The organism is Roseateles sp. P5_D6 (assembly GCF_054049415.1).
This window is the reverse complement of record NZ_JBFUMK010000019.1, coordinates 82,894-95,974: the sequence shown is the minus strand read 5'-3', so window position 1 is coordinate 95,974 and position 13,081 is coordinate 82,894. Positions and strand designations below refer to the sequence as shown.

The 13,081-nt window shown below is 67.1% G+C and carries 13 protein-coding genes and 1 tRNA gene; 8 read left to right on the top strand and 6 right to left on the bottom strand.

Going from position 1 to position 13,081, the window contains the following annotated elements; all coding sequences use genetic code 11:
* Window position 1 precedes the first annotated feature (1 nt).
* Genes ACXJKM_RS22595 through ACXJKM_RS22575 form a run of 5 tightly spaced genes read right to left on the bottom strand, consistent with a single transcriptional unit; the run spans window position 2 to window position 3,116 of the window.
* Window positions 2-775, bottom strand: coding sequence for a M90 family metallopeptidase (locus ACXJKM_RS22595; protein WP_457355325.1), 774 nt, complete (start codon window positions 773-775; stop codon window positions 2-4).
* Complete coding sequence (locus tag ACXJKM_RS22590; protein ID WP_457355286.1) at window positions 775-1,521, bottom strand: UDP-2,3-diacylglucosamine diphosphatase; 747 nt, start codon at window positions 1,519-1,521, stop codon at window positions 775-777. Before ACXJKM_RS22590 ends, ACXJKM_RS22595 begins: the two co-directional genes overlap by 1 nt.
* A complete protein-coding gene (locus ACXJKM_RS22585; protein ID WP_056197749.1) occupies window positions 1,518-2,015 on the bottom strand; it encodes a peptidylprolyl isomerase in 498 nt (165 codons plus the stop codon). Before ACXJKM_RS22585 ends, ACXJKM_RS22590 begins: the two co-directional genes overlap by 4 nt.
* On the bottom strand, window positions 2,012-2,575 hold the full coding sequence (locus ACXJKM_RS22580) for a peptidylprolyl isomerase (RefSeq protein WP_056197747.1): 564 nt from the start codon (window positions 2,573-2,575) through the stop codon (window positions 2,012-2,014). Before ACXJKM_RS22580 ends, ACXJKM_RS22585 begins: the two co-directional genes overlap by 4 nt.
* 13 nt (window positions 2,576-2,588) lie before the next feature.
* Window positions 2,589-3,116, bottom strand: coding sequence for a tetratricopeptide repeat protein (locus tag ACXJKM_RS22575; protein ID WP_457355284.1), 528 nt, complete (start codon window positions 3,114-3,116; stop codon window positions 2,589-2,591).
* Between the two features lie 118 nt (window positions 3,117-3,234).
* On the opposite strand from ACXJKM_RS22575, the gene cysS reads away from it, so the two are divergent.
* The 8 genes from cysS to ACXJKM_RS22535 all read left to right on the top strand — a co-directional run bounded on the left by cysS (window position 3,235) and on the right by ACXJKM_RS22535 (window position 12,314).
* Window positions 3,235-4,608: a cysteine--tRNA ligase gene (gene cysS, locus ACXJKM_RS22570; RefSeq protein ID WP_457325755.1), complete on the top strand. Its 1,374-nt coding sequence runs from the start codon at window positions 3,235-3,237 to the stop codon at window positions 4,606-4,608.
* Entirely contained in the window at window positions 4,608-5,237 is a 630-nt protein-coding gene (locus ACXJKM_RS22565) for a DNA-3-methyladenine glycosylase family protein (protein WP_056197741.1), read from the top strand. The genes cysS and ACXJKM_RS22565 overlap by 1 nt, the downstream gene beginning before the upstream one ends.
* 105 nt (window positions 5,238-5,342) lie before the next feature.
* Complete coding sequence (locus tag ACXJKM_RS22560) at window positions 5,343-6,314, top strand: acetyl-CoA carboxylase carboxyltransferase subunit alpha (RefSeq protein ID WP_056197740.1); 972 nt, start codon at window positions 5,343-5,345, stop codon at window positions 6,312-6,314.
* Window positions 6,283-7,587 carry a tRNA lysidine(34) synthetase TilS gene (gene tilS / locus ACXJKM_RS22555; protein WP_056197737.1) on the top strand — a complete coding sequence of 435 codons (1,305 nt, stop codon included), beginning with the start codon at window positions 6,283-6,285 and terminating at the stop codon, window positions 7,585-7,587. Before ACXJKM_RS22560 ends, tilS begins: the two co-directional genes overlap by 32 nt.
* 60 nt (window positions 7,588-7,647) lie before the next feature.
* A complete protein-coding gene (locus tag ACXJKM_RS22550; RefSeq protein ID WP_056197736.1) occupies window positions 7,648-8,928 on the top strand; it encodes an aspartate kinase in 1,281 nt (426 codons plus the stop codon).
* A gap of 48 nt (window positions 8,929-8,976) precedes the next feature.
* Window positions 8,977-9,070 (top strand) — tRNA-Ser (locus ACXJKM_RS22545).
* 140 nt (window positions 9,071-9,210) lie between these two features.
* Window positions 9,211-10,233 (top strand): tripartite tricarboxylate transporter substrate binding protein, encoded by a 1,023-nt coding sequence (locus ACXJKM_RS22540; RefSeq protein ID WP_457355281.1) that lies wholly within the window; start codon window positions 9,211-9,213, stop codon window positions 10,231-10,233.
* Window positions 10,230-12,314, top strand: a complete 2,085-nt coding sequence (locus tag ACXJKM_RS22535) for a diguanylate cyclase domain-containing protein (protein ID WP_457355279.1) — start codon at window positions 10,230-10,232, stop codon at window positions 12,312-12,314. Before ACXJKM_RS22540 ends, ACXJKM_RS22535 begins: the two co-directional genes overlap by 4 nt.
* Here the strand turns inward: ACXJKM_RS22535 and fdhD are convergent.
* Complete coding sequence (fdhD, locus tag ACXJKM_RS22530) at window positions 12,305-13,069, bottom strand: formate dehydrogenase accessory sulfurtransferase FdhD (protein WP_457324876.1); 765 nt, start codon at window positions 13,067-13,069, stop codon at window positions 12,305-12,307. The genes ACXJKM_RS22535 and fdhD overlap by 10 nt on opposite strands.
* Window positions 13,070-13,081: the final 12 nt, after the last annotated feature.

Genomic DNA, 13,081 nt, shown 5'->3' with positions numbered 1-13,081 from the left:
TTCAATCAGCCGGGTCCTGTTTGAAAAAGCCGGCCAGCAACTCGTACATCGCCGGTTCCTCGGCGCGCATGGCGGCCGGGGCGACGAAGAAGGCCTCCACGGCGACGGCGAAGAATTCCTCGACGGCCTCGCCGCCGTAGGGGTCGATCAGCGTCTCCTCGCCGGCGTCGATGCGGGCGCAGAACTTCTCCCATTCGGCGTCGATGACCGTGGTCCAGCGCTCGCGTTCGTCGGCGTCCAGCGGCGGCACGCCGTCAGCCAGCCCATCTCCCATGTCGATGACGTGGGCGAACTCGTGGATGACGACGTTGAAGACCGCGTCCGCGCCGAACTCGGCCGGGTCGTCGCTGACGGCGATGGCATTCCAGGTCAGCATCAGCGGGCCGCCTTCCATGGCTTCGCCGGCCAGCTCCTCGTCGTACTCGTGGACGACACCGTCCTCGTCCTCGAAGCGCCGCTGCGCCACGACTTCGCCCTCGTGCATGACGATGCCGACGAAACCGTCATACCAGGACAGGCCCAGCCGTAGCACGGGCAGGCAGGCCTGGGCTGCGACGGCGACGGCGACTTCGTCGGTCACCTCGAAGCCGCCGACGCCGTGGAATTCCTTGGTCGACAGGAACAGGCTGGACAGCCGCCGCAGTTCAGCGAGGTCGTCCTCGCTGCGTTGGGCCAGGAAGGGGTAGCGCAGCAGGGTCAGCTGCCATAGCGCATCTGGAATCGGATGGCGTTCGACGGCGCGTTGCTCACGCCAGTTGCGCAAAGCTTTCAGGATCACAGGGAAAGGCGTTGCAGGCCGGCTGCGGACAGGCGGATGACGTCGCCGCGCGGTGGGGTGCCATCGAGGTCCCAGTCCGACAGCACGACGCGCCTGAGCCCGTCGCCCAGATCGTGCTCGGCAGGGCGGTGTGTGTGGCCGTGGATCATCGTCGTCGCGCCGGCTTCGTTCAGCAGCGCGCGGCAAGCCTCGGCGTCAAGGTCGGTGGCCATCAGTTGCGCGGCTTGCGCCGCGCGGCTGCCTTCACGCATCTGGCGCCCCAGCGCCTGGCGAGCTTCGAGCGGCTGCGCCAGCACCTGGGCCTGCCATTCGGGCGAGCGCACCTGGCGGCGGAAGGCCTGGTAGGCGGTGTCGGCAAGGCATTGCGCATCGCCATGCACCAGCAGCCAGCGCTGGCCAAAGGCATCGAGCACCGTGGGATCGGGCAGGGCGGTCATGCCGGCGTCCGCCAGCAACTCCGCGCCGACAAGGAAGTCGCGGTTGCCGTGCATGAAGAAGAGGTCCAGGCGCCGCGACGCATCGTGCAGTAGGCGTACGACGCCGGCCTCGAAGGGCTCGTTCCGCGCGTCGTCGCCGACCCAGACCTCGAAAATGTCGCCGAGCAGCAGCACCGCTTGCGCGGGCGTCTGCGCAAGGTGCTGCTCAAGCCGGGCCAGCGTGCCCGGCGTGTCCGGCCCGAGGTGCAGGTCCGACAGCAGATCGATCTGCCGCCACTGCGCCGGGGCCGTCAGCGTGTGGATCAAACCTCGACGGCTTTCTCGATGATGACGTCTTCGACCGGCACGTCACCATGGCCGCCACGCGTGGCGGTCTTGGACTTCTCGATCTTGTCGACGACGTCCTTGCCCTCGATGACCTTGCCGAAGACGGCATAGCCCCAGCCCGACGGGCTCTCGGACTTGAAGTCCAGGAAGCCGTTGTTCGTCGTGTTGATGAAGAACTGCGCCGTGGCCGAGTGGGGCGCGTTGGTACGCGCCATGGCCAGGGTGTAGTGCGCGTTCTTCAGGCCGTTGTTGGCCTCGTTCTGGATGGCCGCCTCGGTGGGCTTTTGATTCATGCCGACCTCAAAGCCGCCGCCCTGGACCATGAAGCCCTTGATGACGCGGTGGAACACCGTGCCGTCGTAGTGGCCCTTGCGGACGTAGTTCAGGAAGTTGGCGACCGACAGCGGCGCCTTCTCGGCATCCAGCTCAATGAGGATGTCGCCGTGGTTGGTGGTGAGTTTGACTTGGCTCATTTTTTGACGGGCTCAACGAGAGCCTTGGTGATGAAGATGGGCTTGACCGGGAAATGCTGGTGCATGCCGTGCGGCGTGACCTCGACGGCGCGGATCTTGTCGACGACGTCCATGCCCTCGATGACCTGGCCGAAGACGGCATAGCCCGACGCCGGATTGTCCGGCTCGCCGTCGAGCATGGGGTTGTCCACCACGTTGACGAAGAACTGCGAGGTCGCCGAGTTCGGGTCGTTGGTGCGCGCCATGGCGATGCTGCCGCGCACATTGGGCAGGCCGTTGTGTGACTCCAGCGGGATGGGCGGCTTGGTCGGCTTCTGGTTCAGCTTGGCGTCGTAACCGCCGCCCTGGATCATGAAGGTTGCCATGACGCGGTGGAAGACCGTGCCGTTGTAGTGGCCGGCCTTCACATATTGCAGGAAGTTGGCGACCGACTTGGGCGCCTTCTGGGCGTTCAGTTCGATGCGGATGTCGCCTTCGGTGGTCTGCAGCTTGACGGTTTGGGCCTCGGCGCCCAGCGTGGCCAGCAGGCCGGCGAGAAGGAGAGGAAGGATTTTGGTCATGGGAGGCGAGTGGTTAGCGGGTGCGCAATTCGCGGGTCAGGGCCAGCGTGCGGTTGATCTTGCCGGCCAGCGTGTCGCTGGGCATCAGGGCCGACTTCTGGGCACGCTGGTAGGCGCGCAGAGCCAGGCGTATCAACACATCGCCCAGATTTTCCTGGGCCTGGGCATGGTCGGGATGCAGGCGCAGGGCCTGCTCCAGCGCGGCCTTGGCTTCGTCGAGTTCGCCGGCGGCCGCGTGCAGTACGGCGAGATTGTTGTAGGGGTCGGCCAGGTCGGGGAAGTCCTGCGTGAGGCGGGTGAAGATGGCCGTCGCATTGGCAGGCTCGCCCAGTTCCATGCGCATGACACCCAGGGCGAAGCGCAGTTGCAGATCATCAGGTTGACGGGTCAGGGCCTGCTCGACCTGCTCGACGGCCTGGCTCTTCTGGCCGGCCAGCCAAAGCCGCTGGGCGCTGGCAAGGTCGTCGGCGCGAACCGGCGTGGTTGCCAGCGCCAGGATCAGCAGGCAGGGCAACGCGAGGGTGGGGAAGGGCAGGCGCATGAGGGTTGTAGCGGGGGGCGGCGTCAGGGTCGGCCGCTATACTGAATTCATTCTATGAGCCCCGCCTGGGCGGACCCGGTGCGGGGCTTCTTGTTGGTGGCTGCTGCCCTCGTTTTTCATGTCCCTGCGCGTTCACAACTCCCTCAGCCGAGATCTCGAAGACTTCCAACCGCTCGTGCCTGGCCAAGTGCGCATGTACGTTTGCGGCATCACGGTCTACGACCTCTGCCACATGGGGCATCTGCGCATGAACATGGCGTTCGACGTCATCTACCGCTGGCTGCGTGCCAGTGGTTACGGCGTCACCTATGTGCGCAACATCACCGACATCGACGACAAGATCATCAAGCGTGCCGTCGAGCGCGGCATCACCATCCGCCAGCTCACCGAAGAGATGAGTGCGGCGATGCACGAGGACTTTGCCGCTGTCGGCCTACTGCGCCCGGACCACGAACCGCGCGCGACCGAGTACGTGCCGCAGATGCTGTCGCTGATCGAGCGCCTGGAAGAGCGTGGCCTGGCCTACCGTTCTGATACTGGCGACGTGAACTACGCGGTGCGCAAGTTCGAAGGCTACGGCAAGCTCAGCGGCAAGAGCATCGATGACCTGCGCGCCGGCGAGCGCGTGGCCGTGGACGACGGCAAGCTGGACCCGCTGGACTTTGTGCTCTGGAAGGCCGCCAAGGCCGAGGAGCCGGCGGACGCCAAGTGGGCAGCTCCCTTCGGCGAGGGCCGCCCGGGTTGGCACATCGAGTGCTCGGCAATGAGCTGCGCGCTGCTCGGCGAAAGCTTTGACATCCACGGTGGTGGCACCGATCTGCAGTTCCCTCACCACGAGAACGAGATCGCCCAGAGCGAGGGTGCGGGCTACCCCTTCGCGCGCTACTGGCTGCACAACGGCTTCCTGAACGTCGATGGCGAAAAGATGTCCAAGAGCCTGGGCAACTTCTTCACCATCCGCGACGTGCTGCAGAAGTTCGACGGCGAGACGCTGCGCTTCTTCATGCTGCGCACCCACTATCGCCGGCCGTTCAACTTCAGCGATGCCCACCTCGAAGACGCCCGAGCCGCGCTGACGCGCCTGTACACGGCGTTGGACGCCGTGCCGCCGTCCGAAGTCGCCGTCGACTGGAGCGAGCCCAGCGCCGCTGCCTTCAAGACGGCGATGGACGAGGACTTCGGCACGCCCGGTGCCATCGCCGTGCTGTTTGACCTCGTCAACGAAGTCAACCGTGATCGCTCACCCCAGCGTGCCGGCTTGCTGAAGGCGCTGGCCGGCGTGCTCGGCGTCCTGCAGCAGGAGCCGCGCGCCTATCTGCAGGGCGGCTCGGGCATTGACGACGCGGCCTGGATCGAGGCGCGCATCGCGGCCCGCGCTGCCGCCAAGGCCGCCAAGGACTTTGCGGGTGCCGACGCGATCCGCGCCGAGTTGACGGCCAAGGGCATCATGCTGAAGGACGGTGCCGACGGCACGACCTGGGTGAAGAGCTGATGCCGCCCGAAGTGATCCCGGCCTATTGGGACGAGGCCTGCAAGCACCTGGTCAAGCGCGACCGGGTCATGAAGAAGCTCATCCCGCAGTTCGGCGAGGCGCGGTTGCAGAGCCGCGGCGACGCCTTCGCGACGCTGGCCCGCTCCATCGTCGGCCAGCAGATCTCGGTCAAGGCCGCCCAATCGGTCTGGAACCGCTGGATCGCGCTGATGACCAAATTCCAGCCGACCGCCGTGCTGGGCCTGGGTGTGGATGAGCAGCGCGCTGCCGGCCTGTCCGCCCGCAAGGTCGAATACCTGCGCGACCTGGCGGAACATTTCGACACTGGCCAGGTTCATGTGCGCCAATGGGCGCAGATGGACGACGAAGCCATCATCGAAGAGCTCGTTGCCATTCGCGGCATCGGCCGGTGGACGGCCGAGATGTTCTTGATTTTTCACTTGATGCGCCCCAATGTGATGCCCCTGGATGACATCGGCTTGTTGAAGGGCATCAGCCAGAATTACTTTTCGGGCGAACCTGTCTCCCGCGCCGAGGCGCGCGAAGTCGGCGACGCCTGGGCACCCTACCGTTCGGTAGCGGTTTGGTACATTTGGCGCAGCCTCGACCCGCTGCCTGTGGACTATTGAGGTCATTGTTCAACCACCCAGAGCGGGCCGCACGCCGGGACGCTCCAAAGCCGACAGACACCCGTCAAGGGATCAGCCGGCGTACTCACCGGACGAGGGGATCCATTGAGCAAAAAACATTTTCTGGAATTCGAGCAGCCCATCGCCGAGCTCGAGACCAAGATCGAAGAACTGCGCTATGTGCAGAGCGAGTCTGCGGTCGACATCTCCGAGGAGATCGATCGCCTCTCCAAGAAAAGCCAGCAGCTGACCAAGGAGGTCTACGCCAACGTCCTGCCCTGGCAGGTCTACCAGATCGCCCGCCACCCGCAGCGCCCGCAGACGCTGGACTACTGCTCGGAAGTCTTCACCGAGTTCCAGGAACTGCACGGTGACCGTCACTTCGCCGACGACGCAGCCATCGTGGGCGGCATCGCGCGCTTCAACGGCCAGGCCTGCATGGTCATCGGCCACCAGCGCGGCAGCGACGCCAAGGAGCGCACGCTGCGCAACTTCGGCATGCCGCGCCCCGAGGGCTACCGCAAGGCGCTGCGCCTGCTGAAGCTGGCCGAGAAGTTCGGCCTGCCGGTCTTCACCTTCATCGACACCATGGGCGCCTATCCTGGCATCGGTGCCGAGGAGCGCAGCCAGAGCGAGGCCATCGGCCGCAACATCCTCGAAATGGCGCAGCTCGAAGTGCCCATCATCGCCACCGTCATCGGCGAGGGCGGCTCGGGTGGCGCGCTGGCCATCGGCGTGGCCGACCAGGTGCTGATGCTGCAGTTCGCGGCCTATTCCGTCATCTCGCCGGAGGGCTGTGCGTCCATCCTGTGGAAGAGCAGCGAACGCGCCTCCGAGGCGGCCGAGGCCCTGGGCATCACGGCTCACCGCCTGAAAGCGCTCGGCCTGATCGACAAGATCGTCAGCGAGCCGGTGGGTGGCGCGCACCGCGACGCCAAGCAGATGGCGTCCAACCTGAAGCGCGCGCTGAGCGACGCACTGCGCCAGGTCAGCGACCTCAAGACTCGTGAACTGGTGGACCGCCGCTACGAGCGCCTGCAGGCCTATGGCCGATTCGGCGACACCAAGAACAGGTGATGCGGTCGCCGTCGCCTTCAGCGGCGGCCTGGATTCCACGGCCCTGTTGCATGCGACCGCTCGCGCGGCGCAAGGCAGCAGGGTCGTTGCCCTTCATGTCCACCACGGCCTGCAGCCGCAGGCCGACGACTGGGTCGCGCATTGCGAGCGCGTGGCGCATGAGTTCGGAGCGGCCTATGTCTGCACGTGGCTGAGCGGATCGCCGGCGCGCGGCGACAGCGTGGAGGCCTGGGCTCATGCGGGCCGGCATCGCGCCCTGCACGACATGGCTGTTGCGGCGGGGGCCGACCTGCTGCTGCTGGCCCATCACCGACAGGACCAGGCCGAGACCTTCGTGCTGCAGGCTTTGCGCGGCGCCGGCACGGCGGGCCTTGCTGGCATGCCCAGGGCGCAATGGCGCGACGGCGTCTGCTGGGCACGGCCCTGGCTTGATCAGCCGCGCGACCTCATCCGCGCTTACGCCGAGCAGCATGGGCTCAGCTGGATAGAAGATCCGAGCAATGCCGATGCGCGCCATGCCCGCAACCGACTGCGCCAGACGCTGTGGCCGGCCTTTGCGGCGGCCGAGGCGGGCCTGGCCCAGTCGGCGCGCTGGGCGCAGCAGGCTGAGGAACTGGCTGCGGAAGTCGCGGCATCCGACCTTGCGGAGCTCGCGACCGCCGAGCGGCTGGATCTGGCCGCCGTGTTCCGCCTGTCGCCCGCCCGCGCAAGCAACGCGCTACGCGCCTGGCTGTCGCGGTACGCGAGCGTGCCGGCCAGCCTGGTCGAGCGCCTGCGGTCTGAATGGCATTCGGGCGCCACGCTGTCCTGGCCCGCGCCCGGTGGTGCCGTGCACGCCTATCGCGACGGCCTTTACTGGGCCGCCGAATCGGCCGCCCCGCCGCCTGCGTCGATGCTGAACCTGAGTCGCCCCGGCCTGCATCCTCAGCCGGCCTGGCAGGGCGCATGGCTCGTCGAGCCGGCCTCGCCCGGCATCGCGGTGGGGCGACTCGCCCAACTGACCCAGCGCGCTCGCGCCGGCGGTGAGCAATTCCAACGGGCCCCGGCCTCCGTGCAGCGTGCCCTCAGAAAGGCCTGCCAGGAAGCCGGCCTGCCGCCGTGGCGGCGCGGCGGGCCTCTGCTTTTTGACGCGCAGCAGCGCCTCATTGCCGTCGCCGGGCTTGGCATGGACGCCCGTGCCTTCGCCGATCAAGATGAGCCGAAGCTGTCCTTGCGCTGGCTGGAGGACGCAGCCTTGCCGCAGAGCGAAGGCGAGGGCGGGACTGCCGCATAAAATCGGGGGTTTGCGAGCATCCGTCCCGGCAGCTCACTCTTCCAGCCTTCGCTCAAACACATGGCTCTGATCGTCCACAAGTACGGCGGCACCTCGATGGGGTCCACCGATCGCATCCGCAACGTGGCCAAACGCGTCGCCAAATGGGTGCGCGCCGGCCACCAGATGGTGGTCGTGCCCTCGGCGATGAGCGGTGAAACCAACCGCCTGCTCGGTCTGGCCAAGGAACTGTCACCGGCCAGCATGACGCCGGCCGTGATGCGCGAGATGGACGCCATCGCCGCCACCGGCGAGCAGGTCTCCGTCGGCCTGCTGGCCATTGCGCTGCAGGCCGAAGGGCTGGAAGCGGTCAGCTATGCCGGCTGGCAGGTGCCGGTGGCCACCGACTCGTCCTTCACCAAGGCCCGCATCGAGAGCATCGACGATGTCCGCGTGCGTGCTGATCTGGCCGCTGGGAAGGTGGTTGTCATCACCGGCTTCCAGGGCATCGACCCGGAAGGCCACATCACGACGCTGGGCCGCGGTGGTTCCGACACCTCGGCCGTGGCGATTGCTGCGGCGATGAAGGCTGCCGAATGTCTGATCTACACCGACGTGGACGGCGTCTACACGACCGACCCGCGCGTGGTGCCCGAGGCGCGGCGCCTGAGCACCATCACGTTCGAGGAAATGCTGGAGATGGCCTCGCTCGGCTCCAAGATCCTGCAGATCCGCTCSGTSGARTTCGCSGGCAAGTACCGCGTGCCGCTGCGCGTGCTSTCSAGCTTCACRCCCTGGGACATCGACATCACTGAAGAGGCGGCCTCCGGCACGCTGATCACTTTCGAACAAGAGGATGACAACATGGAACAAGCCGTCGTTTCGGGCATTGCCTTCAACCGTGACGAGGCCAAGGTGACGCTGCTCGGCGTGCCCGACAAGCCCGGCATCGCCTTCCAGATCCTGGGACCCGTGGCCGAGGCCAACATCGACATCGACGTCATCATCCAGAACGTCTCCCACGACGGCAAGACCGACTTCTCCTTCACCGTGCACCGCAACGACTACGCGCGCACGATGGAGCTGCTGCAGAACACGGTCGGCCCGGCCACCAACGCCAGCAAGGTCGTGGGCGACCCCAAGATCTGCAAGGTCTCCATCGTYGGYATCGGCATGCGCTCGCAYGTCGGCGTSGCCAGCAAGATGTTCCGYGCGCTGAGYGAAGAGGGCATCAACATCCAGATGATCTCGACCAGCGAGATCAAGACCAGCGTCGTCATCGACGAGAAGTACATGGAGCTSGCCGTGCGCGCATTGCACAAGGCCTTCGACCTCGATCAGGAAGCCGCTACCGCGGCCTGATTTCTGTCTGAGATTGCTCCGCACTGGTATAGAATGCGGGGCTGTGCTGGAGACGTGACCGAGTGGCCGAAGGTGCTCCCCTGCTAAGGGAGTATTTGCGCTAAAACGCGAATCGAGGGTTCGAATCCCTCCGTCTCCTCCAAACACATCAAAGCCCGTCCTCGTGACGGGCTTTGTCTTTTCGGCGTTCAACAGGCGCTTTTGGGCGATTCGTCACGAATTGATCGTTTCAAGTCCAAATTTGCCAAATCTCCCGTTGATTCGGTTATTTATGATCGCCACGTGGCGGTCAAGACAATAAATCGGGTGAGGCAGGGCTTCGCTACCCTGCTGGTGCTTGCCGGGGCGCTGCTGGCCGCTGCGGCCGCGCGCGCCGTGCAGCCCATCACTCATGCTCTGCCGGTGTCGCCGACCACCGTCCGGCTTTTCGTGCCCTTCATGGCTGGCGGTGAGGCCGACGGCTCGGCGCGCAATTTCGTCCAGAGCGCGACACGCGTTGGCGGCGTGGGCTTCGAGATCGTCCATCTGACGGCTGAATCGGGCGCCGCAGCGGGGCGGGCTGTCAGGCAAGCCGCGCCCGATGGCCTGACGCTGTTGCTGGCTCGGGTGGGCAGCGTTGCCATCCTGCCGGCGCTGTCGCCACGCACGGCCGCGCCATTGAGTGACTTCACGGTGTTGGCCGTGCTCGACCAGGCGCCGCTCATCTGCGCCGTTCGCAGCGGCACGCCCATTGTGTCCATGCGCGAGTTGCTGGCAGCCATCGCCGCGACGCCAGCGCAGTTGCGCTACAGCACGAGCGGTGCCGGCACCCTGCAAAACCTGGCCGTGCGCTATCTGTTGGCATTGAACGGCCTGCCGGGCGACGCGGCCAAGCCGGTGCATTTCGGCCAGGACTCACTGGCCACCCAGGCCCTGCTCAACGGCGAGGTGGATTTCAGCTGCAACACCGCGCGCAGCATCATGCCGGCCGTGCAGTCGGGCGCCCTGCGTGGATTGATGACGACGGCCCACGGGCGGCTGAGGTCGCTGCCGCAACTGCAGAACGCCGCCGAGCTCGGCCTGCGCGATATGCAGCAGTTGCAGGGCTGGTCGGCGCTGCTCGGGCCGGCGGGCATGCCGGCCGAGGCCGTTCTGCGCTGGCGCGCACTGCTCGACAAGGTCGCTGCTGAGCCCGAGTGGCAGGCCGGCACCGAAGCGCTGAGCGCGTCGGCCCGCATCCACGCAGTCAAGGACCCGACGCAGTACTTGCGCCAGCAGGGGCAGTTCTACGAGCGCCTCGTGACGACGCTGGAGGCCCGGCCATGAGCCTGGGCAGTCCCTCGCGCCGTCGACTCTGGCCCTGGATCGTGGACGCGGCGCTGGTCGTGCTCATCTTGGTGATGGGCCTGGCAGGTAGCGTGGGCGCCTACCGCTCGCTGGCGCTGAAGGCTGCGGGCCAGCAGCGCGAGCTGTTGAACGCGATGGGGCAGAGCGTCGTCGGCGCCTTTGATCTGCAATTGGTGAGGGTGGTGGAGACGCTGCAGGCGGCCAGCCGGATGTTGTCGGCCCAACCAGGGCTGACGCGCGCTCAATTCGCACGCTATGGCGCCGGCTTGGTCACCGATTCCTCGGCCCTGACCCTGCTGGAGTGGCAGCCCGTCGTGCCGCATGCGCAGCTGGCTGAGTTCGAGAGGCAGGCGAATCTGGAGCAACCGGGCTATCGCGTCGTCGAGCCGGCGCCGCAATACCAGGGCGATGGGCTCATCGCCGCGCGCGAGCGCGACATGCATGTGCCGGTGCGCTATTCCTGGCCCGAGAACGGCTCCGCCGTCGGTGTGGACATGGCCTTCGACCCGCGCCGCATGCGCTCCAAGCTGCTCGCCCGCGATGCCGGCGTGCCCATCGCGTCCGAGACATTTCCGTTGATCCGGCTTGGCCAGCAGGCGGCCGCCATCAGCGGCTTCGCGGTGTCCGCGCCGGTCTACCGGATCTCGCAGCCGACGGGCGTCGAGGCGCGTCGCCGCGAGCTGACGGGTTTCCTGGCCGGCGTCATCGAGCTGCCGACGCTGATGGCCGAGGCGGCGCTGCGGGCCGACGCCAATGGCCTGGATGTCTTCGTCTTCGACCAGGAGGAGAAGCACCGGCTCATCTATTCATCGGCCGGCAGTGAACCCTTCCAGTCCGACGAGCGCGACACGGCGCTGAGCATCGACGTGGGCGGGCGCCCCTGGCAACTGGTGCTCAGGCCCCGGCCCGGCGTGCTGGCTGGGGAAGGTGACAGAACACCGCTACTGGTCCTGGCCGCAGGCAGCCTGGCAAGCCTGCTCGTCGCGTTGGCGGTGGCGCGCAGCCTCGTCGTCAGGCGCCGCCTGGAGCGGACCGAGGCTGACCTGGCCGAGGATCGCCAGCGCATGGCCAATGTGCTGGACGGCACGGCGGCCGGCACCTGGGACTGGCATATCGACACCGGCCGGCTCGACATCAACGAGCGTTGGGCCCGGATGCTGGGTCGCAGCCGCGCCGAACTCGAACCTGTGACGAGCACGACCTGGGAAAGACTCTGCCATCCCGGCGACCTCATCGAGTCCAACCTGGCGATGAAGCGCCATTTCAGCGGTGCGGACGAGCGCTACACCGCCGAGTTCCGCATGCGCCATGCCGAGGGCCACTGGGTCTGGGTGCAGAGCAACGGCAGCGTCTTCGAGCGTGACGCCCAGGGGCGCCCGCTGCGATTGGCCGGCACGCACATGGACATCTCCCGCCGCAAGGCTGACGAGCAGCGGCTGTATGACGATGCCCGCGCCCTGGAGGCGGCGAACCGCCAGTTGCGCGACCTGGCCATCGTCGACGCCCTGACCGGCGCCTTCAACCGGCGTCATTTCAATGATGTCTGCCTGGCTGCCCTGGCCGGCGCCCAGCGCGGCCAGGCCGTGGCCTTGTGCATGCTCGACGTGGATCATTTCAAGGCCTACAACGACCGCTACGGCCACCAAGCCGGCGATGCCGTCCTCAAGGCCCTGGCGCAGACGCTCAAGGACTCCCTCAAGCGCTCGACCGATGCGCTGTTCCGCCTGGGCGGCGAGGAGTTCGGCGTGATCTTCTCGGCCACGTCGGCCGAGATGGCCGAGCATTTCGTCAGCCAGCTCAGCGCTGCCCTGCACGCCCTGGCTCTGCCTCACGAGGGCAGCCCTCAGCGCGTTGTGACCGCCAGCTTCGGCCTGGCCTGGTGGGCCGCGCCGAGCTCCAATCTGACGCCGGAGGCCATGTACGCCGCGGCCGACGAAGCCTTGTACGAAGCCAAGCGCTGCGGCCGCGATCAGATCGTCATTCGCTGCTTCCTGGCCGGCGAAGGCGAAGGCGAAACCCGAACGTCAGAGCCGATGGCGCTGAGCGGCCGTCAGGCGTAGCGCGTCGCGCGGCCCTCGCGCACGAAGGCCCAGAGCTCCAGCCCCAGGCCGCGCGCCGTCGCAATGGCCAGACTGCTGGGGGCGGACATGCAGGCCAGCAAGCCGACGCCGGCCATCGCCGTCTTGTGCACGAGCTCGAAGCTGGCCCGGCTGGACATCAGCACGAAGCCTTCACGCGGATCGGTATCGCGACGGGCGAGGGCGCCGGTCAGCTTGTCGAGTGCGTTATGGCGGCCGATATCCTCGCGCACCAGCAGCAGTTCACCGCTGGGCAGGCACCACGCCGCACCGTGCAGACCACCGCAGCGCGCATTCAGCACCTGCGCGGCGGGCAGGGCGGCCAGGGCCCGGTCCAGCGCCTGCGGGGCCAGCGTTGGCGCGCTGACGGCGGCGGGTTGCAGCGCGCCAAGCAGGGCCAGGCTTTCGACGCCGCACAGGCCGCAGCCGGTGCGGCCTGCCAGGGTGCGCCGGCGCACCTTCAGGCGCTGCTCGCAGGCGGCGGTCACCGTCAGGGCCAGTTCGATGCCTTCGGGCCGGGTCTCGATCTCGACGTCCAGCAGTTCGCGCCGCGACGTGAACCAACCTTCCGCGAGGCCGAAGCCGAGGGCGAAGTCCTCCAGATCGGCCGGCGTGGCCAGCATGACGGCCTGCGAGATGTCGTTGACCGTCAGCGCCACGGGCACCTCGGCGGCGACCTCTTCGTCAGTCGCCGTATTCAGGGGTTTCAATGTCCGCAGCGCGGCCTCGGTTTGCATGGCGGCGATGAT

What these genes read in the sequence shown, in the direction of transcription:
- ACXJKM_RS22585 (WP_056197749.1), bottom strand. Translation starts at nt 2,015, where the DNA reads ATGAGCCAAGTCAAACTCACCACCAACCACGGCGACATCCTCATTGAG.
- cysS (WP_457325755.1), top strand. Translation starts at nt 3,235, where the DNA reads ATGTCCCTGCGCGTTCACAACTCCCTCAGCCGAGATCTCGAAGACTTC.
- tilS (WP_056197737.1), top strand. Translation starts at nt 6,283, where the DNA reads ATGGCCGATTCGGCGACACCAAGAACAGGTGATGCGGTCGCCGTCGCC.
- ACXJKM_RS22580 (WP_056197747.1), bottom strand. Translation starts at nt 2,575, where the DNA reads ATGACCAAAATCCTTCCTCTCCTTCTCGCCGGCCTGCTGGCCACGCTG.
- ACXJKM_RS22535 (WP_457355279.1), top strand. Translation starts at nt 10,230, where the DNA reads ATGAGCCTGGGCAGTCCCTCGCGCCGTCGACTCTGGCCCTGGATCGTG.
- ACXJKM_RS22575 (WP_457355284.1), bottom strand. Translation starts at nt 3,116, where the DNA reads ATGCGCCTGCCCTTCCCCACCCTCGCGTTGCCCTGCCTGCTGATCCTG.
- ACXJKM_RS22565 (WP_056197741.1), top strand. Translation starts at nt 4,608, where the DNA reads ATGCCGCCCGAAGTGATCCCGGCCTATTGGGACGAGGCCTGCAAGCAC.
- fdhD (WP_457324876.1), bottom strand. Translation starts at nt 13,069, where the DNA reads ATGCAAACCGAGGCCGCGCTGCGGACATTGAAACCCCTGAATACGGCG.